Here is a 24,432-nt window from a genome sequence, read left to right as displayed (position 1 = left end):
GGTGTCAGCCCTCCGAGGGGGCGAGGCGCTTGAGCTCCGCCTCGGTCGACTTGAGCAGGTCGTTCCAGGACGCCTCGAACTTCTCGACGCCCTCGTCCTCCAGGAGCTCGACCACGTCGTCGTACGAGATCCCGAGCCGCTCGACCGCGTCGATCACGGCGCGCGCCTGCTCGTAGGTGCCGGTGACGGTGTCGCCGGTGATCTCACCGTGGTCCTCGGTGGCCACCAGGGTGGCCTCCGGCATGGTGTTCACCGTGTTCGGCGCCACCAGGTCGTCCACGTACATGGTGTCTTTGTAGTCCGGGTCCTTGACGCCGGTGGAGGCCCACAGCGGACGCTGCTTATTGGCCTGCGCCCGGTCGAGGACGGCCCAGCGATCGCCGCTGAACACCTCCTCGTACGCCTGGTAGGCCAGCCGCGCGTTGGCGATCGCCGCCTTGCCGCGCAGCTCCTTGGCCTCGTCCGTGCCGAGCTTCGCCAGACGCTTGTCGATCTCGGTGTCCACGCGGGACACGAAGAAGGACGCCACCGAGTGGATCTTGGACAGGTCCAGGCCGCGCTCCTTGGCCTTCTCCAGACCGGCCAGGTAGGCGTCCATGACCTCGCGGTAGCGCTCCAGCGAGAAGATCAGCGTGACGTTGACGCTGATCCCGTTGCCGATGGTCTCGGTGATCGCCGGGAGACCCGCCTTGGTGGCCGGAATCTTGATCAGCGTGTTGGGGCGGTCGACCAGCCAGGCGAGCTGCTTGGCCTCGGCGACGGTGGCCCGGGTGTTGTGCGCCAGACGCGGGTCGACCTCGATCGAGACCCGGCCGTCCTGGCCCTGCGTGGCGTCGAACACCGGACGCAGGATGTCGGCGGCGTCACGGACGTCCGCCGTGGTGATCATGCGGATCGCCTCTTCGACGGTGACCTTGCGGGCGGCGAGGTCGGCGAGCTGCTGCTCGTAGCCGTCGCCCGACGAGATCGCCTTCTGGAAGATCGTCGGGTTGGTGGTGACGCCCACGACGTGCTGCTGGTCGATCAGTTCGGCGAGGTTGCCGGACGTGATCCGCTTGCGCGACAGGTCGTCCAGCCAGATCGCGACGCCTTCCTCGGAGAGGCGCTTGAGTGCGTCTGTCATGGAAAATGCATCTCCTACTTGTCGTATATCAGCGTCAGCGCTGGGCTGCGGCGATCGATTCCCGGGCGGCGGAGGCGACATTCTCGGCAGTGAAGCCGAACTCGCGGAAGAGGACCTTGCCGTCGGCGGAAGCACCGAAGTGCTCCAGGGAAACGATCCGACCCGCGTCCCCGACGAACCGGTGCCAGGTGAGACCGATACCGGCCTCCACCGCGACCCGTGCCTTCACCGACGGCGGCAGGACGCTGTCCCGGTACCCCTGGTCCTGCTCGTCGAACCACTCCACGGACGGCATCGACACGACACGCGTCGGGACGCCCTCGGCCTGGAGCTGCTCGCGGGCCTCGACGGCGATGTGCACCTCGGAACCGGTGGCGATCAGGATCACCTGCGGCTCGCCGCCTTCGGCCTCGAACATCACATAGCCGCCGCGGGCGGTGTCCTCGTTGGCCTCGTAGGTGGGAACGCCCTGGCGGGTCAGCGCCAGACCGTGCGGGGTGCCCTTGCCGTACTCCTTGGTCCAGCGCCCCAGGATCTCGCGCCAGGCGATGACGGTCTCGTTGGCGTCGGCCGGGCGGACCACGGCCAGGCCCGGGATCGCGCGCAGCGAGGCGAGGTGCTCGATGGGCTGGTGGGTGGGCCCGTCCTCACCGAGGCCGATGGAGTCGTGGGTCCACACGTACGTCACCGGCAGATGCATCAGAGCCGACAGGCGCACCGAGTTGCGCATGTAGTCGGAGAACACCAGGAAGGTGCCGCCGTAGACGCGGGTGTTGCCGTGCAGCGTGATGCCGTTCATCTCCGCGGCCATGGAGTGTTCGCGGATACCGAAGTGGATCGTGCGCCCGTAGGGGTCCGCCTCCGGGAGCGGGTTGTCCGCCGGGAGGAACGAGCTGTTCTTGTCGATGGTCGTGTTGTTCGAGCCGGCCAGGTCGGCGGAACCGCCCCACAGCTCCGGGATGACCGCGCCGAGCGCCTGGAGCACCTTGCCGGAGGCGGCTCGCGTGGCGACGCCCTTGCCCGTCTCGAAGACCGGGAGCTTCTCCTCCCAGCCGGTGGGCAGTTCACCCTTGCTGATGCGGTCGAACTCGGCGGCGCGCTCGGCGTTGTTGTCCCGCCACTCCTGGAAGGACTTCTCCCACTCGTCCCGCGCCTGACGGCCCCGCTCCAGGGCCTGACGGGTGTGGTCGAGAACCTCGGTGGCGACGTCGAAGCTCTTGTCCGGGTCGAAGCCGAGGACGCGCTTGGTCGCCGCGACCTCCTCGTCGCCCAGCGCCGAGCCGTGCGCGGCCTCGGTGTTCTGCGCGTTCGGCGCCGGCCAGGCGATGATCGAGCGCATCGCGATGAAGGACGGCCGGTCGGTGACCTTCTTGGCCTCCTCGATCGCGTCGTAGATCGCGTGCGGGTCCAGGTCGCCGTCCGGCTTCGGGGCGACGCGCTGCACATGCCAGCCGTAGGCCTCGTAGCGCTTGACCGTGTCCTCGGAGACCGCGGTCTCGGTGTCGCCCTCGATCGAGATGTGGTTGTCGTCCCACAGCAGGACCAGGTTGCCGAGCTTCTGGTGCCCGGCCATGGAGGACGCCTCGGCGGAGATGCCCTCCTGGAGGCAGCCGTCACCGGCGATGCAGTAGATGAAGTGGTCGAACGGGGAGGCGCCCTGAGCCGCCTCCGGGTCGAACAGACCACGCTCGTACCGGGAGGCCATGGCCATGCCGACGGCGTTCGCGACACCCTGGCCCAGCGGCCCGGTCGTGGTCTCCACGCCCTTGGTGTGCCCGTACTCGGGGTGGCCCGGGGTCTTCGAACCCCAGGTCCTGAAGGCTTCGAGGTCCCCCAGCTCCAGACCGAAACCGGCCAGGTAGAGCTGGGTGTAGAGGGTCAGGGACGAGTGACCGGCCGACAGCACGAAGCGGTCGCGGCCCACCCACTCGGGATCGGCCGGGTCGTGGCGCATCACCTTCTGGAAGAGGGTGTAGGCGGCCGGAGCAAGGCTCATCGCCGTACCGGGATGGCCGTTGCCGACCTTCTGTACGGCATCGGCGGCCAGGACGCGGGCGGTGTCGACGGCCCGCTGGTCCAACTCGGTCCACTCGAGGTCTTGTGTGGTCGGCTTGGTGCTCACCCTGGGTCAGGGCTCCTCTCCACATGTTCCACATGTCGAATGCCGGTGCACTGGGCGCCCACCGGCCGCTGCTGAGCCTACCCCCGTAAGTACGTGCGTCTTTTCGAGTCATTCCAGACTGCCGGGAGTCGTCGCGATCCGCCTCCCGACAGGGCGTACGCCTGGTCGGAACCCAATACGCAACCGGTGACCGCCCTGCTCAATCGAGCGTTCTCAACCGGTCGCGTCCCTGCTCGATCGAGCGTCTCCAACCGGTGGCGTCCCTGCTCAATCGAGCGCCTTCGGACGCGAGGCCGGCGGCTGTCGCCAGCGCGTCCAACACGACCGACCCCCGCGAAGGGGCGGACTGCGGGCAACGTCTAAAGTTGCGTGGGTACGCGCGAGCCTTTACCGGGAGTTCACGGACAAAGGCTCGCTGGGATGTCTCTGTCAGGGGTGTACGTGACGGCCGTCGATTCCCGTCCGCCGGCTGGGGGCACCGCCCAGGCCGTCGAGGCCATGGGGGAGCCCGGGACGAGCAGCAGCCGGGGCCAGCGACCGTTCGGGGCCCGTGTCAAGGCGTTCGTGGCGCTGACCAAGCCGCGGATCATCGAGCTGCTGCTGATCACCACGGTCCCGGTGATGTTCCTCGCCCAGCAGGGCGTGCCGAGCCTCAGGCTCGTGCTGCTCACCTGCCTCGGCGGCTACCTCTCCGCGGGCGGCGCCAACGCGCTGAACATGTACATCGACCGTGACATCGACGCGCTCATGGAGCGCACCTCGCAGCGTCCGCTGGTCACCGGAATGGTCAGCCCCCGTGAGTGCCTCGCCTTCGGCATCACGCTGGCGGTCGTCTCGACGCTGCTGTTCGGATTCACGGTCAACTGGCTGTCCGCCTGGCTCTCGCTCGGAGCGCTCCTCTTCTACGTCGTCGTCTACACGATGATCCTCAAACGGCGTACGTCGCAGAACATCGTGTGGGGCGGCATCGCGGGCTGCCTCCCGGTGCTCATCGGCTGGTCGTCCGTCACGAACTCAATGTCGTGGGCGCCGGTCATCCTCTTCCTGGTCATGTTCTTCTGGACGCCGCCGCACTACTGGCCGCTGTCCATGAAGGTCAAGGACGACTACGCGCGCGTGGGTGTCCCGATGCTGCCGGTCGTCGCCTCCAACAAGGTCGTCGCCCGGCAGATCGTGATCTACAGCTGGGTGATGGTCCTGGTGTCGCTGCTGCTCACCCCGCTCGGCTACACCGGCTGGTTCTACACGGTGGTCGCCCTGGCCGCCGGCGGCTGGTGGCTGTGGGAGGCGCACGCGCTGCAGAACCGCGCGAAGGCGGAGTCGACGGGCACGAAGCTGAAGGAGATGCGCCTGTTCCACTGGAGCATCACCTATGTCTCGCTGCTGTTCGTGGCGGTGGCCGTGGACCCGTTCCTGCGCTGAGCGCCTTCACCCCCCGGGGGCGCTCCATCGCGTGTTCCAGGCCACGTGACCTCCCCGTCGCCCTTTGATCTACTCGCCGGTAGCATCCTGGTCATGGCAGACACCAAGCAGGTTGACGAGGCCGCGGCCGCGGGGCACGAGGCGAGGGCCGAACGCAAGGCCGACCGGCTCGCCAAGAAGATCGGCGCCTTCGCCAAGGAGCACGGCGGGGCCGAGGGCCAGGTCGCGTACATCGGTGAGCGCGGCGCCAGGATCGTGCTCGTCGGCGAGGACGGCGGCTGGGGCGACCTCGTCGCACCCACGTACGACATCGCGGAGAAGGCGGTCCAGAAGGCCGGCATCACCGTTCACGAGACGTTCGACGGTGAGTTCGCGAGCAAGGTGAAGACCGGCCCGTACGAGTGGAAGCGCATGGCGGGCATCCAGATCGGCGGCAGCCAGGGCGCCTGATCCCGTCAGGTTCCTCGTACGGCTCCCGCCGTCCGGCTCACGAGCCGTCCGGCACCCGCCTGTGACCTCCGGCCTTGCGCACGGGGGTGGAAGAGCAACACCTCACGCCCGGTTCACCCGTTAGGACCTGAGGAGGCTCGGTCCAGTCACGGGAGTCCGGATGATCGAAACGCCGTCCCTGGTGGACCAGTACTGCCATGGCGTGCTCCGTACCGAGCTGGGCCTCGGAACGTTCGAGGCCCACCTCGCCCGTACGGAGGGCCCGCCGGCGGCGGGTACCACCCTGTTCGACACCCAGACCGGTTTCGCCGTACGCCGCTGGTGTCCGCCGCTGCTCGGTCTGGAACCGCACTGCCAGCCCGCCCGCTATCTGGCGCGGCGCCGCGAACTGGGCGTCCTGGAGTCGGGACGCAGACTGCTGCGAGGCAGCGGCATCACCACGTACCTCGTCGACACCGGGCTGCCCGGTGATCTCACCGGGCCCACCGAGATGGCCGCGGCCGGAGCAGCCGAGGCGCACGAGATCGTCCGCCTGGAACTGCTGGCCGAACAGGTCGCGGACACCTCCGGCACGGTGGAGTCGTTCCTCGCCAACCTCGCCGAGTCGATCCACGGCGCGGCGGCGCACGCGGTCGCGTTCACGTCCGTGGCGAGCGTACGGCACGGTCTGGCACTGGCTCCCGAGCCGCCGGGTCCCGGGGAGGTGCGGGGAGCGGCGGGCCGCTGGCTCGCGGGCCGCCGGGTGGGCGGCACACTGTCGGACCCGGTCCTGCTGCGCCACCTTCTGTGGAGCGCGGTCGCCTCGGGGCGGCCCCTCCAGCTCCACGCGGGCCTCGGCGAACCGGGCCTGCGCATCGACCGCACCGACCCGGTACTGCTCACCGACTTCGTGCGTGCCACCGCCGGCCTCGGTACGGACCTCGTCCTGCTGCACGGCTATCCGTACCACCGGCACGCCGCGCATCTGGCGGGGGTGTTCCCGCATGTGTACGCGGACCTGGGCGCAGCCCTCGTCCGCACGGGCGCCCGTGCCGTCGACGTACTCGCCGAGATCCTGGAGCTGGCCCCCTTCGGCAAGATCCTTTTCTCCAGCGGCGCTCACGGCCTGCCCGAACTGCACGTGGTCGGCGCCCGCCTGTTCCGCGAGGCGCTCTCCCGGCTGCTGGGCGGCTGGGTCTCGGAGGGCGCGTGGTCGCTGGAGGACGCGCAGCGGGTGGCAGGGATGGTCGCGGCGGGGAACGCGCGGCGGGTGTACGGGCTGACCTGACCGCGCCGGGCGTCAGGCGGTGGTGAGGGCCGACTCCGTGGCCGGACCCGGCAGCTCCGCCGTTTCGTCGGGGCGTTCACGCAGCGAGAGCAGCACGCGGAGCGCCCAGATCCACATCAGGCAGGAGCCGAGCATGTGGAAACCCACCAGAATCTCGGGCAGATGGGTGAAATATTGGACGTACCCAATGACGCCCTGCCCGAGCAGGATGAGGAAGAGTTCCCGCGTCCGGCTCAACGGTGCCTTCGGCGCGTCCACCGCCTTGAGGACGAACCACAGGGCGAACGTCAGAGTCACCACGATCCACGCCAGCACGGCGTGCAGCTTGGCGACCGTCTCCCAGTCGATCGGGATGCGCTCCACGTCCCTGGAGTCACCCGCGTGCGGACCCGCCCCGGTGACCACCGTGCCGACGCCGATCAGGACCACCGAGGCCACGACCAGGAACCACATGAGTTGCTGCACGGCCTTCCCGACCAGCGGGCGCGGCGCGGCGTCGCCCTCCCGGGTGCGCTGCCACATGAGCGTGGCCACCGTGATCAGCGCGGTGGAGAGCAGGAAGTGCGCGGCGACCGTGTACGGGTTGAGGCCGACGAGGACCACGATGCCGCCGAGGACCGCGTTGCTCATCACGATCCAGAACTGTGCCCAGCCGAGCCGGGTGAGGCTCCGCCTGAACGGCTTCTCCGAGCGCGCCGCGATGATCGCCCAGCCGACGGCCGCGCAGAGCACGTACGTCAGCATGCGGTTGCCGAACTCGATGGCGCCGTGCACGCCCATGGCGCTGGTCGTGGTCAGCGAGTGGTCCGTGCACTGCGGCCAGGTCGGGCAGCCGAGCCCGGAGCCGGTGAGGCGTACGGCGCCGCCGGTGACGACGATCACCACCGACATGACGAGCGCGGCGAGTGCCGCCCGCCGGACCGTGCGGGGCTCCGGGGTCCAGCGTGCGGCGATGAAGTCGAGCGGGTTGCGCACGGCGGCTAGGGCATCGGCGCGGGTCACGTTTGGCACGCCCCTCATCGTAGGGGGCCGCTTGTGCACGGTTTCACGAGGGGGTGTCCCTCGGCGCCCCACCGGATCACCGGATCACTCCCAGCGGAAGAGCTTCCCGGCCGCGGCCAGTCCCACCACGGCCCACACCGCCAGGATGCCCAGGTCCCCCCAGGGTGTACCGGCGCCGTGCTGGAGGACGTCCCTGAGGCCGCCGGAGAGCGCGGAGATCGGCAGTGCTCCGAGGACGTCCTGGACCCCGGCGGGGAACTTGCCGAGCGGCACGATCACGCCGCCGCCGACGAGCAGCAGCAGGAAGACCAGGTTGGCGGCGGCCAGGGTCGCCTCGGCCTTCAGGGTCCCGGCCATCAGCAGACCGAGCCCGGAGAACGCGGCCGTGCCGAGGACGAGCAGGAGCAGCACGGACAGCGGGTTGCCGTGCGGGGACCAGCCGAGCGCGTAGGCGATCACGGTCAGCAGGATCACCTGGAGCACCTCGGTGACCAGGACGGCGGCCGTCTTGGCGGTCATCAGTCCCCAGCGGGGGAGAGGCGAGGAGGCGAGCCGCTTCAGGACGCCGTAGCGGCGTTCGAAGCCGGTGGCGATGGCCTGCCCGGTGAACGCGGTCGACATCACGGCGAGCGCGAGGATGCCCGGGGTGAGGAAGTCGACCGCCTTGCCGGCGCCGGTGTCCACGATGTCGACGGAGCCGAAGAGGACGAGCAGCAGCGTCGGGATGACCACCGTCAGAAGGAGCTGTTCGCCGTTGCGCAGCAGCATCCGCGTCTCCAGGGCCGCCTGCGCCGCGATCATGCGCGGGAGCGGGGCGGCACCCGGCCTGGGCGCGTACGTGCCGGTGGCGGTATCGGTGGTGGTGGCCGTCATGAGCGCAGCTCCTTGCCGGTGAGCTCCAGGAAGACGTCTTCGAGAGTGTGGCGCTCCACCGAGATCCTGTCCGGCATCACTCCGTGCTGGGCGCACCAGGAGGTGACCGTCGCGAGCAGCTGCGGGTCGACCTTGCCCGTGACGCGGTACTGGCCGGGTGTCAGCTCTGCCGCGGTGGAGTCCGCCGGGAGGGCCTTGAGCAGGGACCCCACGTCGAGGCCGGGGCGTCCTGTGAAGCGCAGGGTGTTCTCGGCGCCGCCACGGCACAGGTCCTCCGGGGAGCCCTGTGCGATGACCCGGCCCGCGTCGATGATCGCGACGTCGTCGGCGAGCTGCTCGGCCTCGTCCATGTAGTGCGTGGTGAGGATCACGGACACGCCGTCGGTCCGCAGGTCCCGTACGAGGTCCCAGGTGGCCCGGCGGGCCTGGGGGTCGAGACCGGCGGTCGGTTCGTCGAGAAAGACCAGGTCGGGGCGGCCGACGACCGCCATGGCGAGCGCGAGGCGCTGCTGCTGTCCGCCCGACAGACGGCGGTAGGGCGTGCGTCCGCAGCTGCCGAGACCCAGCCGGTCGATCAGTTCGTTCACGTCGAGGGGGTGGGCGTGCAGCTTGGCGACATGGCGCAGCATCTCCTCGGCGCGGGCGCCGGAGTAGACGCCGCCGGACTGGAGCATGACACCTATGCGGGGACGCAGCGCGGCGGCCTGGCTGACCGGGTCGAGGCCCAGGACGCGCACCGAGCCGGAGTCCGGCTTCCGGTACCCCTCGCAGGTCTCGACCGTGGTCGTCTTGCCCGCCCCGTTGGGGCCGAGTACGGCGGTGACGCCCGCCCCGGCCACCAGATCGAGGCAGTCCACCGCGGTCTTCGTGCCGTACCGCTTCACCAGGGACTGGACCTGGACGACCGGCTCACTGTGCATGGGTCCAGAGTCTAGGTAGCCGCGCCGGGTGCCCGGCGCGGGGGTCCGGAATCCGCCCCCGCACGCGGCCGGAGCATGTGTGCCGGCCGGAGGGATCCGGTGTTCCGCCCGATGGAGGCTGGTGCACAAGAGGGCCGGTGGGAGGGGGTATGGGCATGGCCGGGCGGTCTTCGGGAGCCGTCCGCGGAGGCCGTCGATGTGATCGATCAATGATCGTTTACGCAGGTCGGATTAGGTATGCCTAAGTGATGTAGTGCACCGCCGGGTGGCCGGGACGGCGCTTGTCAGGGTCTGAGGAATTACGCAACAATGGCGTTGTGAAAAACGTCGGCGAGTCTCAGGAGACGCCCACGGGGGCGCCTCATGAGGAGTTCGCGACCGGTGAGCGTTCGACGCGCAACCGGGTCGCGCGGTCCATCCTGGACCACGGCCCGTCGACCGTCGCGGAGCTCGCCGGAAGGCTGGGGCTCACCCAGGCGGCCGTACGGCGGCACCTGGACGCGCTCGTCGCGGACGACGTCGTGGTGGCCCGGGAGCAGCGCGTGTACGGGGCGCGTACGCGTGGCCGCCCCGCCAAGGTCTTCGCGCTCACCGACTGCGGCCGTGACGCCTTCGACCAGTCGTACGACAAGCTCGCCGCGGACGCGCTGCGCTGGATCCAGCAGACCTACGGCGGAGACGCGGCCGTCGTCGCCTTCGCCCGCGCCAGGCTCGCCGAGCAGGCCACCGCCTACCGCGAGGCCATCGAGGCCGCCGGCCCCGAGCAGCGGACGGAAGCCCTGGCCAAGGCCTTGAGCGCGGACGGGTACGCTGCTACGGCGCGCAGCGCACCGGTCGGCGAGCAGCTCTGCCAGCACCACTGCCCGGTCGCCCATGTGGCGGAGCAGTTCCCACAGCTGTGCGAGGTCGAGACGGAGATCTTCTCCCAGTTGCTCGGCACGCACGTCCAGCGGCTGGCCACGATCGCGCACGGTGACGGCGTCTGCACGACGTTCATCCCCAAGGCGCCCCCGGCGGCCAAAGCCTCAGAGATATCCCAGACCACCCACAACGCATCTGCCAGCACGGCCGGGAGGAACCCCGCATGACTCTCCCCACGGAGACTGCTCACCCCGAACTCGAGGGCCTGGGCAACTACGAATACGGCTGGGCCGACTCCGACGAGGCCGGTGCCGCGGCGAAGCGCGGTCTGAACGAGGACGTCGTCCGTGACATCTCGGGCAAGAAGTCCGAGCCGGAGTGGATGACCAAGCTGCGTCTGAAGGGCCTGAGGCTCTTCGAGAAGAAGCCCATGCCGAACTGGGGCTCGGACCTGTCGGGCATCGACTTCGACAACATCAAGTACTTCGTGCGCTCGACGGAGAAGCAGGCGGAGTCCTGGGAGGACCTGCCCGAGGACATCAAGAACACCTACGACAAGCTCGGCATCCCGGAGGCGGAGAAGCAGCGCCTCGTGGCCGGTGTCGCGGCGCAGTACGAGTCGGAGGTCGTCTACCACCAGATCCGCGAGGACCTGGAGGAGCAGGGCGTCATCTTCCTGGACACCGACACCGCGCTCAAGGAGCACCCGGAGCTCTTCAAGGAGTACTTCGGTACGGTCATCCCGGTCGGTGACAACAAGTTCGCGTCGCTGAACACCGCCGTGTGGTCGGGCGGCTCCTTCATCTACGTGCCGCCGGGCGTGCACGTGGAGATCCCGCTCCAGGCCTACTTCCGTATCAACACGGAGAACATGGGCCAGTTCGAGCGGACCCTGATCATCGTGGACGAGGGTGCCTACGTGCACTACGTCGAGGGCTGCACGGCCCCGATCTACAAGAGCGACTCTCTCCACTCGGCGGTCGTCGAGATCATCGTCAAGAAGAACGCCCGCTGCCGCTACACGACCATCCAGAACTGGTCGAACAACGTCTACAACCTGGTCACCAAGCGCGCCGTGGCCTACGAGGGCGCGACCATGGAGTGGATCGACGGCAACATCGGCTCCAAGGTGACGATGAAGTACCCCGCCGTCTACCTGATGGGCGAGCACGCCAAGGGCGAGACCCTCTCCATCGCCTTCGCGGGCGAGGGCCAGCACCAGGACGCGGGCGCCAAGATGGTCCACATGGCGCCGAACACCTCGTCCAACATCGTCTCCAAGTCGGTGGCGCGCGGTGGCGGCCGTACCTCCTACCGCGGTCTGATCGAGATCGGTGAGGGCGCCCCGGGCGCCAAGTCGAACGTGCTGTGCGACGCGCTTCTCGTGGACACCATCTCCCGGTCGGACACCTACCCGTACGTCGATGTCCGCGAGGACGACGTCTCCATGGGCCACGAGGCCACCGTCTCCAAGGTCTCCGAGGACCAGCTCTTCTACCTGATGAGCCGCGGTCTGACCGAGTTCGAGGCGATGGCGATGATCGTGCGCGGCTTCGTCGAGCCGATCGCCAAGGAACTGCCCATGGAGTACGCGCTGGAGCTCAACCGGCTGATCGAGCTGCAGATGGAAGGCGCGGTCGGCTGAGACCGACCCGCGCCCCCATCGTCAGCAGACGCCTTACCCAGGAAAGAGAGCAGTACGACAGCCATGGCTGAGACCAACCCGGTGGGATCGACCACCGCCGGCTCCATCGCGGTGGCCGCCGAGTCGACCGTCGCCACGCGCATGAGCGCGCCGCCGTCCTTCGACGTCGCCGACTTCCCGGTGCCGCACGGCCGTGAGGAGGAGTGGCGGTTCACGCCGCTGGAGCGGCTGCGCGGGCTGCACGACGGCACCGCCGTCGTCGGCGGCGGGGGCGTGAAGGTCACCGTCGAGGCGCCCGAGGGCGTCACCGTGGAGACCGTCGGCCGCGACGACGCCCGGCTCGGCAGGGCGGGCACCCCGGTGGACCGCGTCGCCGCCCAGGCGTACTCGGCGTTCGACCAGGCCGGCGTGATCACCGTCCCCAAGGAGGCGGTGCTCACCGAGCCGATCCGTATGGCCGTGCAGGGCGAGGGCGGGGTCGCCTACGCCCACCAGGTGATCGAGCTGGGCGCGTTCGCCGAGGCGGTCCTGGTCATGGACCACACCGGTGACGCGGTGGTCGCCGCCAACGTGGAGTACATCCTCGGTGACGGCGCCAAGCTCACCGTCGTCTCCGTCCAGGACTGGGACGACAAGGCGGTCCACGTGGCCCAGCACAACGCGCTGGTCGGCCGCGACGCCTCCTTCAAGTCGGTCGTGGTGACCTTCGGCGGTGACGTCGTGCGCCTGCACCCGCGCGTCAGCTACGCGGGCACCGGCGGCGAGGCCGAGCTGTTCGGGCTCTACTTCACCGACAAGGGCCAGCACCAGGAGCACCGGCTCTTCGTCGACCACAACACCCCGCACTGCAAGTCGAACGTCGTCTACAAGGGCGCGCTCCAGGGCGACGACGCGCACGCAGTGTGGATCGGTGACGTGCTGATCGAGGCGAAGGCCGAGGGCACGGACACCTACGAGATGAACCGCAACCTCGTCCTGACGGACGGCGCCCGCGTCGACTCGGTCCCCAACCTGGAGATCGAGACCGGCGAGATCGTCGGCGCCGGCCACGCCTCCGCCACCGGCCGTTTCGACGACGAGCAGCTCTTCTACCTGATGGCCCGCGGTATCCCGGAGCACGAGGCCCGTCGCCTGGTGGTCCGCGGCTTCTTCGCCGAGCTGGTCCAGCAGATCGGTGTCGAGGACATCGAGGAGCGCCTGATCGCCAAGATCGAAGAGGAGCTGGAGGCGTCGGTCGCATGACTGACTCGTTGACGTTCGTACGCGCTTGCGGGCTGAGCGAGCTGGAGGAGGACACCCCGAAGCGGGTGGAACTCGACGGCACGCCGGTCTCGGTCGTGAAGACCGAGGGGGAGGTGTTCGCGATCTATGACATCTGCTCGCACGCGAACGTCTCGCTCTCCGAGGGCGAGGTGGAGGACTGCCAGATCGAGTGCTGGCTGCATGGCTCCAGCTTCGACCTGCGCACCGGCAAGCCGTCCAGCCTTCCCGCGACGCGCCCCGTCCCCGTATACCCCGTAAAGATCGAAGGGGACGACGTGCTCGTCTCCCTCACCCAGGAGTCCTGAGGCACCCATGGCAACGCTTGAAATCCGAGACCTGCACGTCACCGTCGAGGCCGACAACGCCACGAAGGAGATCCTCAAGGGCGTCGACCTCACCGTGAAGCAGGGCGAGACGCACGCCATCATGGGCCCCAACGGCTCGGGCAAGTCGACGCTCGCCTACTCGCTCGCGGGTCACCCGAAGTACACGATCACCGGCGGCACCGTCACGCTGGACGGCGAGGACGTCCTGGAGATGTCCGTCGACGAGCGCGCCCGCGCGGGCCTGTTCCTGGCGATGCAGTACCCGGTCGAGGTCCCCGGCGTCTCGGTCTCCAACTTCCTGCGCACCTCCGCCACGGCTGTCCGCGGCGAGGCGCCCAAGCTGCGCACCTGGGTCAAGGAGGTCAAGGAGGCCATGGAGCGCCTCAACATGGACCCCGCCTTCGCCGAGCGCAACGTGAACGAGGGCTTCTCCGGCGGTGAGAAGAAGCGCCACGAGATCCTCCAGCTGGAGCTGCTCAAGCCGAAGATCGCGATCCTCGACGAGACGGACTCCGGTCTCGACGTCGACGCGCTTCGCATCGTGTCCGAGGGCGTCAACCGCGTCCGCGAGACCGGCGAGGTCGGCACCCTGCTGATCACGCACTACACGCGCATCCTGCGCTACATCAAGCCCGACCAGGTCCATGTGTTCGCCGGCGGCCGCATCGTCGAGTCCGGCGGTCCCGAGCTCGCGGACAAGCTGGAGAACGAGGGCTACGAGTCATACGTGAAGGGTGGCGCATCCGCGTGACACAGCTGCCGGGCCTCCTCGACACCGAGGCACTCCGCAAGGACTTCCCCATCCTGGACCGGCCGGTCCACGACGGCAGGAAGCTCGTGTACCTGGACAACGCGGCCACCTCGCAGACGCCGCGCCAGGTGATCGACGTGCTCTCCGAGTACTACGAGCAGCACAACGCCAACGTCCACCGCGGTGTCCACGTCCTCGCCGAGGAGGCCACGGCGCTGTACGAGGGCGCGCGCGACAAGGTCGCCGAGTTCATCAACGCGCCGAGCCGCGACGAGGTGATCTTCACCAAGAACGCCTCCGAGTCGCTCAACCTCGTGGCGAACATGCTGGGCTGGGCCGAGGAGCCCTACCGCGTGGACTCCGAGACCGAGATCGTCATCACGGAGATGGAGCACCACTCCAACATCGTGCCGTGGCAGCTGCTCGCGCAGCGCACCGGCGCGAAGCTGAAGTGGTTCGGGCTGACCGACGACGGCCGCCTCGACCTCTCCAACATCGACGAGGTCATCACGGAGAAGACGAAGATCGTTTCCTTTGTGCTGGTGTCCAACATCCTCGGCACGGTCAACCCGGTCGAGGCGATCGTGCGCCGCGCCCAGGAGGTCGGTGCGCTGGTGTGCGTGGACGCCTCGCAGGCCGCGCCGCACATGCCGATGGACGTCCAGGCCCTCCAGGCCGACTTCGTCGCCTTCACCGGCCACAAGATGTGCGGTCCGACGGGCATCGGCGTGCTCTGGGGCCGCCAGGAGCTGCTGGAGGACCTGCCTCCGTTCCTCGGCGGCGGCGAGATGATCGAGACGGTGACGATGAACTCGTCCACCTACGCTCCCGCCCCGCACAAGTTCGAGGCGGGTACGCCGCCGATCGCGCAGGCCGTCGGTCTCGGCGCGGCCATCGACTACCTGAACTCGATCGGCATGGACAAGATCCTCGCCCATGAGCACGCGCTCACCGAGTACGCGGTGCGCAGGCTGGCCGAGGTCCCCGACCTGAGGATCATCGGCCCGACCACGGCCGAGGACCGTGGCGCGGCGATCTCCTTCACGCTCGGTGACATCCACCCGCACGACGTGGGCCAGGTGCTGGACGAGCAGGGCATCGCGGTCCGTGTCGGCCACCACTGCGCGCGGCCCGTCTGCCTGCGCTACGGAATTCCTGCGACCACGCGAGCGTCGTTCTATCTGTACTCCACCCCGGCCGAGATCGACGCACTGGTCGAGGGGCTGGAGCACGTACGGAACTTCTTCGGCTGAGCTGACGGGACGAGCGATCGCATGAAGCTGGATTCGATGTACCAGGAAGTCATCCTGGACCACTACAAGCACCCTCACGGGCGTGGTCTGAGGGATGGCGACGCCGAGGTGCACCACGTGAACCCGACGTGCGGCGATGAGATCACCCTCCGCGTGAAGTACGACGGAACGACGATCAAGGACGTCTCGTACGAGGGCCAGGGCTGCTCCATCAGCCAGGCATCGGCCTCCGTGCTGAACGAACTCCTCGTCGGCAAGGACCTGGCGGACGCGCAGAAGGTCCAGGAGACCTTCCTTGAGCTGATGCAGTCCAAGGGCAAGATCGAGCCCGACGACGCGATGGAGGACATCCTGGAGGACGCGGTCGCGTTCGCCGGTGTGTCCAAGTACCCCGCGCGGGTGAAGTGCGCCCTCCTGAGCTGGATGGCGTGGAAGGACGCGACGGCCCAGGCCCTTGAGGCCGACGCCGAAAGGGAGACGGCATGAGCGAGACCGTGGAGATGAAGCCTGCCTCGGAGGAGGAGCTCCGCGAGGCCCTGATGGACGTGGTCGACCCCGAGCTGGGCATCGACGTCGTCAACCTCGGCCTCATCTACGGCATCCACGTCGACGAGGCGAACATCGCCACCGTCGACATGACCCTGACCTCGGCGGCCTGCCCGCTGACGGACGTCATCGAGGACCAGGCCAAGTCCGCCACGGACGGTCTGGTCAGCGAGCTGCGGATCAACTGGGTCTGGATGCCGCCGTGGGGCCCGGACAAGATCACGGACGACGGGCGCGAGCAGCTTCGGGCGCTCGGCTTCAACGTCTGAGACGCGACTGGGACGCACCGGCCTGCGCGGCCGGCGGAAACGGCGGTGCCCGATGGGCGCCGCCGTTTCGTCATCTCTCCCGCCTTCCCCTCCTTTTGTCTTCCCGTCGTGTGTACAGCCGTACACAGCGATGCGTACACTCGTACACATGGGGTACGCCTTCCTCTCCGGTGCCATCGCGGCCGAGGTCATCGCCACGACCTCCATGAAGTACAGCGACGGTTTCAGCAGGTTCGGCCCGTCGCTGGTGACCCTCCTCGGGTACGTCGTCTCCTTCGCGCTGCTCGCGCGGACCCTGAAGACGCTGTCGATCGGTACGGCGTACGCGATCTGGTCCGGAGTGGGCACGGCGTCCGTCGCCGCGATCGGGCTGGTGCTGTTCGGGGAGGGACTCGGTCTCACGAAGATCGCCGGGATCGTGCTGATAGTCGGCGGGGTGGTGGTGCTGAACCTGGGAGGCGCCCACTGATGCCCCGCCGGTACGACCCCGAGCGGCGACAGCGGATCATCGACGCGGCGATCCGTGTCGTCGGGGAGAAGGGCATCGCCGGACTGAGCCATCGCTCCGTCGCGGCCGAGGCCGATGTGCCGCTCGGCTCGACCACATACCACTTCAGCACCCTCGACGACCTGATGGTCGCCGCACTGCGGCAGACGAACGAGGGCTTCGCCAAGGCGCTCACGAGCAGCGGCCTGCTGGAGCGCACGGACGGCGACCTGGCCACGGACCTCGCCAGCGCCCTGGGCGAATGGCTGGGCGGCGACCGTACGGGCGTCGAGCTGGAGTACGAGCTCTATCTCGCCGCCCTGCGCCGCCCCGCCCTGCGTCCCGTGGCCGCCGAGTGGACCGAGGAAACCGCCGAGCGTCTGTCCCACCGGACCGACCCGGTGACCGCGCGCACCCTTCTCGCCCTGATGGACGGGATCTGCCTCCAGGTACTGCTGGGCGGCGGCACCTACGACGAGGCCTACGCACGACAGGCACTGGCCCGGGTGATTCCCTGACGGGTCGTAGGACCTCGGGCGGATCCCCTGTCTGCGGCCGGGGACCGATGACCGCGCCGCGCCGGTTCGGCAGAGTGATCACCGTTGCCGCCCGTCCCACGCGCGAAGGAACCCCGCCGATGTCCGTGCTTTTGCTGAACGACGACGATGTACGCACTCGTCTCGACGCTCCGACCGCCGTCTGCGCCGTACGGGACGCGCTCCTGGCCGCACATGAGGGCACGCTCCACGCGCCGCCACGGATCCACGCGGAACTCGGGGACGGCCGCCTGGTGTTCACGGCGGGGCATCTGCGTGCGGAGAAGCTGTTCGGCTTCCGCGCCTACGACACCCTCGTCGGAGCGGAACAACTGGTGGCCGTGTGGGGGTGCGACGACGGCCGGCTCAGGGCCGTGGTCCACGGCGATGAGCTGGGCGCCCGGCGGACCGGCGCCATCGGCGCGGTGGCGGCCTGCGCGGCGGCGAACCCGGGGGAGATACGGCTCGGACTGGTGGGAGCGGGGACGCAGGCATGGACACAGCTGTGGGCCATCAGCGCGGTGCGGCAGGTGGGGGAGGTCACGGTGGCGGCCCGCCGACCCGAGCGCGCCCGGGCGTTCACCCGGCGCGCCGCCGAGGAGCTGGGGGTCAGGGCACGGGCCGTGCGTACGGCGGAGGAGGCGGTGCGTGATCACGACGTGGTGGTCGTCGCCACGAACAGTGCGGTGCCCGTCCTGGACGCCGACTGGATCGCTCCGGGGACGCATGTGACCACGCTCGGCCCGAAGACTCTCGCGCGCCATGAGGTGCCCGCGGCTCTGGCGGACCGGGCGCAGGTGATCCTCACCGACTCCCTCGCCCAGGCGGTCGCCTACGCCGGGCCGCACATCCTCCCCGTCGACCGGATGGTCGACCTGGGGGCCGTCCTGGCCGGAGCGTCGAGCGGCCGGACCGGCCCCGACGAGATCACCGTCTTCTGCTCCGTCGGCCTCGCCGGCACCGAGGTCGCGGTCGCCGCCGCGCTGTGCGAGGAAGTGCACCGGACGCCACACGGCCACGACGCGCGGCGCGGCACGCCCTGACCGCGCCCGGTACCTGAGACGCTCGATCACCGGTTCGCCCGCGTGGCCCCCGCCACGTTAGGTTTCCCCTATGACCGACACGACTGCTCCTCGTACCACCGGTGCCGTGGCCGCCGGACTCGCCACGATCGCCGCTGACGGCACCACTCTCGACACCTGGTTCCCCGCGCCCGAGCTGTCCGCCGCGCCCGGCCCGTCCGGCACCGAGCGGCTGTCCGCCGAGCGTGCCGTGGAGCTGCTCGGCGAAGGCGCCGCCAAGGCGATCGGCCCGGACGCCCGCCGTGGCGTCGAGGTGGTCGCGGTCCGCACGGTCATCGCCTCTCTCGACGACAAGCCGATCGACGCGCACGACGCCTACCTGCGTCTGCACCTGCTCTCGCACCGCCTGGTCAAGCCGCACGGCCAGAACCTGGACGGCATCTTCGGCTTCCTCGCCAACGTGGCGTGGACCTCGCTCGGCCCGGTCGCCGTGGAGGACGTCGAGAAGGTGCGCCTGAACGCCCGCGCCGAGGGCCTGCACCTCCAGGTGACCTCCATCGACAAGTTCCCGCGCATGACGGACTACGTCCTCCCGAAGGGCGTGCGCATCGCCGACGCCGACCGGGTGCGCCTCGGCGCGCACCTCGCCGAGGGCACCACGGTCATGCACGAGGGCTTCGTGAACTTCAACGCCGGCACCCTGGGCACCTCCATGGTCGAGGGCCGTATCTCCGCCGGTGTCGTGGTGGGCGACGGTTCGGACATCGGCGGCGGCGCCTCCACGATGGGCACGCTCTCCGGCGGCGGCAATGTCCGTATCACCATCGGCGAGCGCTGCCTGGTCGGTGCCGAGGCGGGCGTCGGTATCGCGCTCGGCGACGAGTGCGTGGTCGAGGCCGGCCTGTATGTGACCGCGGGCACCCGGGTCACCATGCCCGACGGCCAGATCGTCAAGGCCCGCGAGCTCTCCGGCGCCTCCCACATCCTCTTCCGCCGCAACTCGGTCACGGGCGCGGTCGAGGCCCGCCCGAACAACGCGGTCTGGGGCGGCCTGAACGAGATCCTGCACAGCAACGACTGATCGCCGGTGGCCGTGACTCCCGGCCGCCTCCGCGATCACCCCCCTGACCTGCTGCTGAGTTGTCGGCAGTTGGCGGCGTCGGTCATCGTTGAGCGCCCTTCCAGGCCCGAGGACGGCAGGGGAGGGCGCTCGTCACGTGTCCGGGGGATCATGCGTGTGGCAGTGGGCCCGGCGACGCGTGGATTCCCGGCCCCCGACCGGACCGGCCGGGGCCCCTGCCCTCCTACCGCCCTCGTCCCGGGCTGATCGCCACACCCACCGGCTCGCTGCCGACGGTGATGGTCTCCACGACCGTGTTGGTCCTGGTGTCGATCACCGACACGGTGCCGTCGTCGGTGTTGGTGACGTAGACGAGCCTGCCGTCCGGGGTGATCGCCAAACGGCGCGGACGGGCGCCCACGGGGATGGAGCTGCCCACGACCGTGTTGGTCCTGGTGTCGATCACCTGGACCTCGTTCGTGCCCTCGATGGTGATGTAGGCGAACCTGCCATTCGGGGTGATCGCCACGCCGCCGGGCTCGTCGCCGACGTTGATGGTGTCCACGACCGTGTTGGTCCTGGTGTCGATCACCGACACGGTGTCATCGCCGAAGTTGGTGACATAGGCGAACCTGCCGTTCGGGGTGATCGCGACAGTGGCCGGCTCGCTGCCGACGGTGACGGTGGCCACGACCGTGTTGGTCCTGGTGTCGATCACCGACACGGTGCCGTCATCCTGGTTGGTGACGTAGACGAACCTGCCGTTCGGAGTGATCGCCACACCCAACGGTGAGCCGCCGACGGGGACGGTGGCCACGACCGTGCTGGTCCTGATGTCGATCACCGACACGGTGTCATCGCCCAGGTTGACGACGTAGGCGCGCCTGCCGTTCGGGGTGATCGCGATTGAGGCCGGGATGTCGCCGACGGGGATGGGGGAGCCCACGACCGTGTCGGTCCTGGTGTCGATCACCGACACATCGTTCGTGCCCTCGTTGGTGATGTAGACGCGCCTGCCGTCCGGGGTGACCGCCACGCCTTCCGGCTCGTGGCCGACGTTGATGGTGTCCACGACCGTGTTGGTCCTGGTGTCGATCACCGACACGGTGTCCGAGCTGCGGTTGGCGACGTAGGCGAACGTGCCTCTTGACGAGCCCCCGGCCAGGGAGGTGGCCCAGGCCGGGGACGTGGCCGAGGCCGGGGACATGGCCAGGATCGGCAGGGCCATTCCCGCCAGCATGGCCAACCCGGCGACGCAGGCCCGCAGCCACGTCCAGGCCCATGGTCGACGTCCGTGCTTCTCGAGCTCCGGACCGTGGCGGGACTCACTCTGTTTGCTCTTGCGTCGGATCACCGGCATCTCCGCCTCACGAATCGGAGCGGCCGCCGGCCACGCCGATGGCGCCGTCGACAGACCGCGGACCACTCACTGTGACCGCGGGTGAGCCTAGTATTGGCAGGGCAATTGTGGCGGTAAGACACGTTTCTGACGGTTGCTCTGGTCAGCTGGGCGGGATGCTGTCTGCGGCGCGGGCCCGAGAGGCCCTAGACGCCGGTTCGGCCGTCGAGCAGCTCGCGCAGGATGTCCAGGTGGCCGTTGTGGCGCCCGGTCTCCTCGATGAGGTGCAGCAGGATCCAGCGGAGGTCGAAGACGCTGCCGTCGTCCCGTTTCCGCCGGGCCTTTGTGTCCAGGTCGTGCGCGGCGATCAGCTCGTTGTGGCGCGCGGACTGCTCGGTGTACTCGGCGAGCAGCCGGGACAGCGGGAAGTCGACGGCGATCCGCATCTCGCGGTCGGGGTCCTCGTCGGTCCAGGGGCCCTCGTCCTCCTCGCCGAGGAAGACCACCCGGAACCAGTAGTACTCGACCCAGCGCAGATGGTTGATCAGCCCGCTCATGGTCATCAGCGGCGAGCCGGGGAGTACGGCCTTGCGGGCGTCGTCCTCGGAGAGTTCTTCGCACTTGGCGCGTGCGGTGGCGCGGACGTAGTCGAGGAAGGTGGTCAGCTGCGTGCGCTCGTCCCAAGCGGGAGGCGTGTCGGTGCGTGTCATCGCGGCGATGATTTCCCGGCACGCGCAGCCCTGTCGAGTGCTTTTCGGCGGGCCGGGCCGATCCGAGCGTCAGACCGGTCTAACCCGAGATCGTCTGCGCGAACCGGGCCAGCACCGCGAAGTCGCTCTGCCGCAGCCCGACCCGCGGATCGACGTGGTACAGCAGGGCCGGTCCCGGGTGGTGGGCGGTGACGTAGGCCTCGTCGGCCGGGCTCTGCTCGTCGTCCACCCATGCGAAGGGACGGCCGGCCGCGTGCGCCAGGATCGCCGCGGTCTTCCAGTGCACCTCGTCGGGGCGCAGCGCGAACAGATCGCTGCCGAAGTCGACATACGGGAGTTCGGGGAGCCCGATGACCGGGCCGATCCAGTGGTTCGCCGCGTCCATCCATGTGCTCGCCCAGCACAGTTCGTAACCGAGGCCGAGCAGCGCTTCACCATGGCCGGGGTGCAGCCACACGCGCAGGATGCGCCCGGGCTGCGGCACCCGGATCGTCGTGTACCCGTCGGGGCGGCGCTCGGGCTGGGCGGCATACGGGTTGAGGGGGCCGTCGACATCGAGATAGAGGAGTGGTCGGCTCACGCTGCCAACGTACGGCAGGCGGTGGCCTCGCGCCGGGGGATTACGCGCGGGGCGGGCACAGCGGCGCAGGGCCGTTCGCCGAACTCTCAGGCGGCCACGAGCCGTTCGTAGGTCGCCCGCAGCGCGTCGACCGTGCCCCGGTCCGCGGACCTCAGCGGGGGGCGGACCGGGCCCGCCGGCATGCCGAGGGCGTTCAGCAGCCCCTTGACCGTGACCGTGCCGGGCAGGCCCGCCGCCATCACCGACTCGATCAACGCAATGGCCCCTTGCTGGAGCCGCGCCGCCTCGGCCGTCGCGCCCGCGTCGAACGCGTCGAGGATCGCCCGGATCTGACGCGGTGCCACGTTCGCGACCGTGCTGACATATCCCGTGCCGCCGATCGCGTACCACGCGAGCACCTGCTCGTCGCAGCCCGTGTAGTACGCCAACCCGGTGTGCGCCAGCACCTTCTGGGTGCCCAGGAGGTCGTACGCGCAGTCCTTGACCGCCACGATCCCCGGATGCCCCGCGAGCCGGATCATCGTCCCGGGCTCGATCCGGGTACCGGTGCGGCCGGGGATGTCGTACAGCATGAGCGGCAGGCCCGAGGCGTCGGCGATCTCCTTGAAATGGGCCTCCACCGCGTCCTGCGGGGGCCGGCTGTAGTACGGCGTGACCACCAGCAGCCCGTCGGCGCCCGCCTTCTCGGCCTCCAGGGCCAGTTCCACGGTGTGCCGGGTGTCCGAGGTGCCCACGCCGGCCACGATCGCCGCCCGCCCGCCGACCGCCTCTCGCACCGCCCTCACCAGCGCGGCCTTCTCGGAGTCGGACGTGGTCGGAGACTCGCCCGTGGTGCCGGACAGCACCAGGCCGTCACAGCCGTGCTCCACCAGCCGTTCGGCCAGCCGCTGCGCCCCGTCGAGGTCGAGGGCGCCCTCGGCGGTGAAGGGCGTGACCATCGCGCACAGGGCGCGGCCGAAGGGAGGGGCGGGAAGTCGAGTTGTCGTCATGGGAGTAGTCTCGGCAAGGCGATCATGTAGGTCTACTTAATTCTTCTATAAGGCATTGATTAGATCTGCTTTCCGTGGCTCGCTCGCCCATCGCGGCCCGGACTCTTGGACAAAAAAAGTTTTCGGTGAGACCCTGAAGCCATGTTGGACGTCACCGTGATCGAAGACCCCGAGGCCGCAGCCGTCTCGCTCGATCCCATACGAGCCCGGCTGCTCGCCGAGCTGGCGGCGGGGCCCGCGTCGGCCACCATGCTGGCCGGCAAGGTCGGACTGCCCCGGCAGAAGGTGAACTACCACCTGAAGGCACTCGAGCGGCACGGCCTGGTGGAGCTGGCCGGCGAGCGCCGCAAGGGAAACGTCACCGAGCGCCTGATGCGGGCCACCGCGGCGTCGTACGTGATCAGCCCGCTCGCCCTCGCCCCCGTGCAGCCCGACCCGGACCGCTTCCGCGACCAGCTCTCCGCGCGCTGGCTGCTGGCGCTCGGCGCCCGGCTGGTGCGGGATGTGGGCTCGCTGATCACCGGCGCGGCGAGGGCCCGCAGACGGCTCGCGACGTTCGCCCTCGACGGCGAGGTGCGCTTCGCCTCGGCCGCCGACCGCGCCGCGTTCATCCAGGAGCTGACGGCGGGTGTCGGCGCCCTGGTCCGCAAGTACGACGCGCCGGACGCCCAGGGTGGACGCGATCACCGGATCGTCGTGGCCGTCCACCCCACGGTCCGGCCCGAGGCCGCCGGTGAGGGCACCGCCGAACCCGAGTCCCCCCAGCCTCAGCCCGAGGCCCCCGAACTCACCGACTGACCCCCTTCTTTGACGCAGGAGCCAGCCATGTCCAACGGAAAGCCGTTCGAGATCGCCCGCGAGTTCGAGGCCGACGCCACGCCCGAGGAGGTGTGGGAGGCGGTCACCACCGGCACCGGTGGCTGGCTGTGGCCGATGGAGGCACCCGAGCCGAGGGAGGGCGGCCGGGGGCCGTTCGGATCCACGGTCACCGTCTGGGACCCGCCCCATCGCTACACCAACCGCGTCGCGAACGTCGACGGTATCTCCGAGCAGACCCTCAACCAGCTCGACTACACCATCGAACCGCGTGAGGGCGGGCGCCGCGCCTGGGTGCGCTATGTGCACAGCGGGATCTTCGTGGAGGACTGGGACAACCAGTACGACGGCGCCGACAAGCACACCGACTTCTACCTGCACACCCTGCGCGAGTACCTGAGCGATTTCGCGCCCCGCCCGGTCGCCTTCGCGACCCTGAACGGCCCCGAGTCGTCCAAGGCACCGGACGCCCTCACCATCGTGGGGCATTCACTCCGGCTCGAGGACAACGCCGCACAGGGCACCGCCGTCGAGGTACGAGGGCCGCAGGACCGGCTCTTCGACGCCGTGGTCGACTACCGCAACCCCTACTTCATCGGGCTGCGCACCGACGACGCCCTCATCCGCTTCTTCGGACGCAACCGCTGGGGCGCGCCGGTCGGCATCAGCGTCCACGACTTCGCGCCGGGCGCGGACGCGAAGGCGGTCGAGGCCGACTGGCAGGGCTGGCTGAACGAGACGTTCGCCTGACCTGACGGGCGTGCAGGACGGGCGTACGACGGGACGAGCCCGGCCCCACC

Annotated in this window: 26 protein-coding genes; 17 read left to right on the top strand and 9 right to left on the bottom strand. The window is 69.4% G+C overall.

Translation table 11 applies throughout. From position 1 onward, the window contains the following. Positions 1-4: 4 nt before the first annotated feature. Together tal and tkt are read right to left on the bottom strand one after the other, a co-directional pair. Positions 5-1,123, bottom strand: a complete 1,119-nt coding sequence (gene tal, locus ABZ845_RS00475; protein WP_360971206.1) for a transaldolase — start codon at positions 1,121-1,123, stop codon at positions 5-7. 34 nt (positions 1,124-1,157) lie between these two features. Beyond that, complete coding sequence (tkt, locus tag ABZ845_RS00470; protein ID WP_360971203.1) at positions 1,158-3,245, bottom strand: transketolase; 2,088 nt, start codon at positions 3,243-3,245, stop codon at positions 1,158-1,160. A 498-nt stretch (positions 3,246-3,743) separates the two neighbouring features. Between tkt and ABZ845_RS00465 the strand changes: the two genes are divergently transcribed. The 3 genes from ABZ845_RS00465 (at position 3,744) to ABZ845_RS00455 (ending at position 6,384) form a co-directional block, all read left to right on the top strand. Continuing rightward, positions 3,744-4,667, top strand: a complete 924-nt coding sequence (locus ABZ845_RS00465; protein WP_360972382.1) for a heme o synthase — start codon at positions 3,744-3,746, stop codon at positions 4,665-4,667. 93 nt (positions 4,668-4,760) lie between these two features. After that, positions 4,761-5,117: a hypothetical protein gene (locus tag ABZ845_RS00460; protein ID WP_360971200.1), complete on the top strand. Its 357-nt coding sequence runs from the start codon at positions 4,761-4,763 to the stop codon at positions 5,115-5,117. Positions 5,118-5,277: 160 nt separating this feature from the next. Beyond that, positions 5,278-6,384 carry an amidohydrolase family protein gene (locus ABZ845_RS00455; RefSeq protein ID WP_360971197.1) on the top strand — a complete coding sequence of 369 codons (1,107 nt, stop codon included), beginning with the start codon at positions 5,278-5,280 and terminating at the stop codon, positions 6,382-6,384. A gap of 12 nt (positions 6,385-6,396) precedes the next feature. Here ABZ845_RS00455 and ABZ845_RS00450 read toward each other — a convergent pair whose 3' ends face one another. From ABZ845_RS00450 to ABZ845_RS00440, 3 genes are all read right to left on the bottom strand, one after another. Continuing rightward, positions 6,397-7,404: a COX15/CtaA family protein gene (locus ABZ845_RS00450; protein WP_360971195.1), complete on the bottom strand. Its 1,008-nt coding sequence runs from the start codon at positions 7,402-7,404 to the stop codon at positions 6,397-6,399. A gap of 66 nt (positions 7,405-7,470) precedes the next feature. Continuing rightward, positions 7,471-8,259: an ABC transporter permease gene (locus ABZ845_RS00445; protein ID WP_360971192.1), complete on the bottom strand. Its 789-nt coding sequence runs from the start codon at positions 8,257-8,259 to the stop codon at positions 7,471-7,473. Then, positions 8,256-9,179 (bottom strand): ABC transporter ATP-binding protein, encoded by a 924-nt coding sequence (locus tag ABZ845_RS00440; protein ID WP_360971190.1) that lies wholly within the window; start codon positions 9,177-9,179, stop codon positions 8,256-8,258. The genes ABZ845_RS00445 and ABZ845_RS00440 overlap by 4 nt, the downstream gene beginning before the upstream one ends. Before the next feature lie 317 nt (positions 9,180-9,496). Here ABZ845_RS00440 and ABZ845_RS00435 point away from each other — a divergent pair, with 317 nt between their 5' ends. The 12 genes from ABZ845_RS00435 (at position 9,497) to dapD (ending at position 19,219) form a co-directional block, all read left to right on the top strand. Further along, a complete protein-coding gene (locus ABZ845_RS00435) occupies positions 9,497-10,267 on the top strand; it encodes a metalloregulator ArsR/SmtB family transcription factor (protein ID WP_360971188.1) in 771 nt (256 codons plus the stop codon). Beyond that, complete coding sequence (gene sufB / locus ABZ845_RS00430; protein WP_360971185.1) at positions 10,264-11,685, top strand: Fe-S cluster assembly protein SufB; 1,422 nt, start codon at positions 10,264-10,266, stop codon at positions 11,683-11,685. Before ABZ845_RS00435 ends, sufB begins: the two co-directional genes overlap by 4 nt. A gap of 63 nt (positions 11,686-11,748) precedes the next feature. Further along, a complete protein-coding gene (gene sufD, locus ABZ845_RS00425; RefSeq protein ID WP_360971183.1) occupies positions 11,749-12,927 on the top strand; it encodes a Fe-S cluster assembly protein SufD in 1,179 nt (392 codons plus the stop codon). Beyond that, on the top strand, positions 12,924-13,253 hold the full coding sequence (locus ABZ845_RS00420; protein WP_360971180.1) for a non-heme iron oxygenase ferredoxin subunit: 330 nt from the start codon (positions 12,924-12,926) through the stop codon (positions 13,251-13,253). The genes sufD and ABZ845_RS00420 overlap by 4 nt, the downstream gene beginning before the upstream one ends. 7 nt (positions 13,254-13,260) lie before the next feature. After that, a complete protein-coding gene (gene sufC / locus ABZ845_RS00415) occupies positions 13,261-14,025 on the top strand; it encodes a Fe-S cluster assembly ATPase SufC (RefSeq protein WP_360971177.1) in 765 nt (254 codons plus the stop codon). Next, positions 14,022-15,278 (top strand): cysteine desulfurase, encoded by a 1,257-nt coding sequence (locus ABZ845_RS00410; RefSeq protein WP_360971174.1) that lies wholly within the window; start codon positions 14,022-14,024, stop codon positions 15,276-15,278. The genes sufC and ABZ845_RS00410 overlap by 4 nt, the downstream gene beginning before the upstream one ends. A gap of 21 nt (positions 15,279-15,299) precedes the next feature. Beyond that, the gene (gene sufU / locus ABZ845_RS00405) at positions 15,300-15,764 is read left to right on the top strand and encodes a Fe-S cluster assembly sulfur transfer protein SufU (RefSeq protein ID WP_360971171.1); all 465 of its coding nucleotides are present in this window, start codon (positions 15,300-15,302) and stop codon (positions 15,762-15,764) included. Next, positions 15,761-16,093 carry a metal-sulfur cluster assembly factor gene (locus tag ABZ845_RS00400; RefSeq protein WP_360971168.1) on the top strand — a complete coding sequence of 111 codons (333 nt, stop codon included), beginning with the start codon at positions 15,761-15,763 and terminating at the stop codon, positions 16,091-16,093. The genes sufU and ABZ845_RS00400 overlap by 4 nt, the downstream gene beginning before the upstream one ends. Positions 16,094-16,241: 148 nt before the next feature. Then, positions 16,242-16,562: a multidrug efflux SMR transporter gene (locus ABZ845_RS00395; RefSeq protein WP_360971165.1), complete on the top strand. Its 321-nt coding sequence runs from the start codon at positions 16,242-16,244 to the stop codon at positions 16,560-16,562. After that, the gene (locus ABZ845_RS00390) at positions 16,562-17,098 is read left to right on the top strand and encodes a TetR family transcriptional regulator (RefSeq protein WP_360971162.1); all 537 of its coding nucleotides are present in this window, start codon (positions 16,562-16,564) and stop codon (positions 17,096-17,098) included. The genes ABZ845_RS00395 and ABZ845_RS00390 overlap by 1 nt, the downstream gene beginning before the upstream one ends. 119 nt (positions 17,099-17,217) lie before the next feature. Next, positions 17,218-18,159: an ornithine cyclodeaminase family protein gene (locus tag ABZ845_RS00385; RefSeq protein ID WP_360971159.1), complete on the top strand. Its 942-nt coding sequence runs from the start codon at positions 17,218-17,220 to the stop codon at positions 18,157-18,159. 70 nt (positions 18,160-18,229) lie between these two features. Beyond that, positions 18,230-19,219, top strand: a complete 990-nt coding sequence (dapD, locus tag ABZ845_RS00380) for a 2,3,4,5-tetrahydropyridine-2,6-dicarboxylate N-succinyltransferase (RefSeq protein ID WP_360971157.1) — start codon at positions 18,230-18,232, stop codon at positions 19,217-19,219. A gap of 223 nt (positions 19,220-19,442) precedes the next feature. Here dapD and ABZ845_RS00375 read toward each other — a convergent pair whose 3' ends face one another. From ABZ845_RS00375 to dapA, 4 genes are all read right to left on the bottom strand, one after another. Then, on the bottom strand, positions 19,443-20,426 hold the full coding sequence (locus ABZ845_RS00375; RefSeq protein ID WP_360971154.1) for a beta-propeller fold lactonase family protein: 984 nt from the start codon (positions 20,424-20,426) through the stop codon (positions 19,443-19,445). Between the two features lie 317 nt (positions 20,427-20,743). Further along, complete coding sequence (locus tag ABZ845_RS00370) at positions 20,744-21,247, bottom strand: DinB family protein (protein ID WP_360971151.1); 504 nt, start codon at positions 21,245-21,247, stop codon at positions 20,744-20,746. A gap of 79 nt (positions 21,248-21,326) precedes the next feature. Next, positions 21,327-21,827, bottom strand: coding sequence for a hypothetical protein (locus ABZ845_RS00365; protein ID WP_360971148.1), 501 nt, complete (start codon positions 21,825-21,827; stop codon positions 21,327-21,329). 86 nt (positions 21,828-21,913) lie between these two features. Beyond that, positions 21,914-22,816 (bottom strand): 4-hydroxy-tetrahydrodipicolinate synthase, encoded by a 903-nt coding sequence (dapA, locus tag ABZ845_RS00360; protein ID WP_360971145.1) that lies wholly within the window; start codon positions 22,814-22,816, stop codon positions 21,914-21,916. Positions 22,817-22,957: 141 nt separating this feature from the next. Between dapA and ABZ845_RS00355 the strand changes: the two genes are divergently transcribed. Both ABZ845_RS00355 and ABZ845_RS00350 read left to right on the top strand, forming a co-directional pair. Beyond that, positions 22,958-23,614 (top strand): winged helix-turn-helix domain-containing protein, encoded by a 657-nt coding sequence (locus ABZ845_RS00355; protein ID WP_360971142.1) that lies wholly within the window; start codon positions 22,958-22,960, stop codon positions 23,612-23,614. Between the two features lie 27 nt (positions 23,615-23,641). Then, entirely contained in the window at positions 23,642-24,382 is a 741-nt protein-coding gene (locus ABZ845_RS00350; RefSeq protein ID WP_360971139.1) for an SRPBCC domain-containing protein, read from the top strand. Positions 24,383-24,432 lie beyond the last annotated feature (50 nt).

Origin of the sequence: Streptomyces sp. NPDC047022, from assembly GCF_040644155.1 — a bacterium.
Lineage (GTDB): Bacteria > Actinomycetota > Actinomycetes > Streptomycetales > Streptomycetaceae > Streptomyces.
Note: the sequence above shows the minus strand (reverse complement) of the source record. Positions and strands in the feature narration are given on the sequence as shown.

What these genes read in the sequence shown, in the direction of transcription:
- tal (WP_360971206.1), bottom strand. Translation starts at nt 1,123, where the DNA reads ATGACAGACGCACTCAAGCGCCTCTCCGAGGAAGGCGTCGCGATCTGG.
- ABZ845_RS00465 (WP_360972382.1), top strand. Translation starts at nt 3,744, where the DNA reads ATGGGGGAGCCCGGGACGAGCAGCAGCCGGGGCCAGCGACCGTTCGGG.
- ABZ845_RS00460 (WP_360971200.1), top strand. Translation starts at nt 4,761, where the DNA reads ATGGCAGACACCAAGCAGGTTGACGAGGCCGCGGCCGCGGGGCACGAG.
- ABZ845_RS00455 (WP_360971197.1), top strand. Translation starts at nt 5,278, where the DNA reads ATGATCGAAACGCCGTCCCTGGTGGACCAGTACTGCCATGGCGTGCTC.
- ABZ845_RS00450 (WP_360971195.1), bottom strand. Translation starts at nt 7,404, where the DNA reads ATGAGGGGCGTGCCAAACGTGACCCGCGCCGATGCCCTAGCCGCCGTG.
- ABZ845_RS00445 (WP_360971192.1), bottom strand. Translation starts at nt 8,259, where the DNA reads ATGACGGCCACCACCACCGATACCGCCACCGGCACGTACGCGCCCAGG.
- ABZ845_RS00440 (WP_360971190.1), bottom strand. Translation starts at nt 9,179, where the DNA reads ATGCACAGTGAGCCGGTCGTCCAGGTCCAGTCCCTGGTGAAGCGGTAC.
- sufB (WP_360971185.1), top strand. Translation starts at nt 10,264, where the DNA reads ATGACTCTCCCCACGGAGACTGCTCACCCCGAACTCGAGGGCCTGGGC.
- sufD (WP_360971183.1), top strand. Translation starts at nt 11,749, where the DNA reads ATGGCTGAGACCAACCCGGTGGGATCGACCACCGCCGGCTCCATCGCG.
- ABZ845_RS00420 (WP_360971180.1), top strand. Translation starts at nt 12,924, where the DNA reads ATGACTGACTCGTTGACGTTCGTACGCGCTTGCGGGCTGAGCGAGCTG.
- sufC (WP_360971177.1), top strand. Translation starts at nt 13,261, where the DNA reads ATGGCAACGCTTGAAATCCGAGACCTGCACGTCACCGTCGAGGCCGAC.
- sufU (WP_360971171.1), top strand. Translation starts at nt 15,300, where the DNA reads ATGAAGCTGGATTCGATGTACCAGGAAGTCATCCTGGACCACTACAAG.
- ABZ845_RS00400 (WP_360971168.1), top strand. Translation starts at nt 15,761, where the DNA reads ATGAGCGAGACCGTGGAGATGAAGCCTGCCTCGGAGGAGGAGCTCCGC.
- ABZ845_RS00395 (WP_360971165.1), top strand. Translation starts at nt 16,242, where the DNA reads ATGGGGTACGCCTTCCTCTCCGGTGCCATCGCGGCCGAGGTCATCGCC.
- ABZ845_RS00390 (WP_360971162.1), top strand. Translation starts at nt 16,562, where the DNA reads ATGCCCCGCCGGTACGACCCCGAGCGGCGACAGCGGATCATCGACGCG.
- ABZ845_RS00385 (WP_360971159.1), top strand. Translation starts at nt 17,218, where the DNA reads ATGTCCGTGCTTTTGCTGAACGACGACGATGTACGCACTCGTCTCGAC.
- dapD (WP_360971157.1), top strand. Translation starts at nt 18,230, where the DNA reads ATGACCGACACGACTGCTCCTCGTACCACCGGTGCCGTGGCCGCCGGA.
- ABZ845_RS00375 (WP_360971154.1), bottom strand. Translation starts at nt 20,426, where the DNA reads ATGGCCCTGCCGATCCTGGCCATGTCCCCGGCCTCGGCCACGTCCCCG.
- ABZ845_RS00370 (WP_360971151.1), bottom strand. Translation starts at nt 21,247, where the DNA reads ATGACACGCACCGACACGCCTCCCGCTTGGGACGAGCGCACGCAGCTG.
- dapA (WP_360971145.1), bottom strand. Translation starts at nt 22,816, where the DNA reads ATGACGACAACTCGACTTCCCGCCCCTCCCTTCGGCCGCGCCCTGTGC.
- ABZ845_RS00355 (WP_360971142.1), top strand. Translation starts at nt 22,958, where the DNA reads ATGTTGGACGTCACCGTGATCGAAGACCCCGAGGCCGCAGCCGTCTCG.
- ABZ845_RS00350 (WP_360971139.1), top strand. Translation starts at nt 23,642, where the DNA reads ATGTCCAACGGAAAGCCGTTCGAGATCGCCCGCGAGTTCGAGGCCGAC.